Origin of the sequence: Buttiauxella brennerae ATCC 51605 (genome assembly GCF_001654925.1) — a bacterium.
Taxonomy (GTDB): Bacteria; Pseudomonadota; Gammaproteobacteria; order Enterobacterales; family Enterobacteriaceae; genus Buttiauxella; species Buttiauxella brennerae.
In genome coordinates this window covers 1-378 of the sequence record NZ_LXER01000072.1, presented here as the reverse complement: position 1 = coordinate 378, position 378 = coordinate 1, and the positions used below count along the sequence as shown (strand labels likewise).

The following is a 378-nucleotide window of genomic DNA, read 5'->3' as shown; positions in this document are numbered from 1 at the left end:
CTTCGCAGCATACTGTTGCCAGCACACTTGGAAGTATTTTTTGAGCATGAAATGATGGTGGAGCTAAGCGGGATCGAACCGCTGACCTCCTGCGTGCAAGGCAGGCGCTCTCCCAGCTGAGCTATAGCCCCATCGATTTCGTAAAACCTTTGATTTACCTTTAACTTCTCTTCAGGCAAGGCACGTCACCGCGAAGCATACTAACGTATGTGAGCGGGGTCGCAACACAGCATGGAGAGAAGTTTGGTAGGCCTGAGTGGACTTGAACCACCGACCTCACCCTTATCAGGGGTGCGCTCTAACCACCTGAGCTACAAGCCTATAAGGTTTTACTGCTCGTTTTCTATCAGACAATCTGTGTGAGCACTACGCAAGTTC

Annotated in this window: 2 tRNA genes; both read right to left on the bottom strand. The window is 50.5% G+C overall.

Going from position 1 to position 378, the window contains the following annotated elements:
* Positions 1-55 precede the first annotated feature (55 nt).
* Positions 56-131 (bottom strand) — tRNA-Ala (locus M975_RS22045).
* A gap of 113 nt (positions 132-244) precedes the next feature.
* A tRNA-Ile gene (locus M975_RS22040) sits at positions 245-321 on the bottom strand.
* Positions 322-378: the final 57 nt, after the last annotated feature.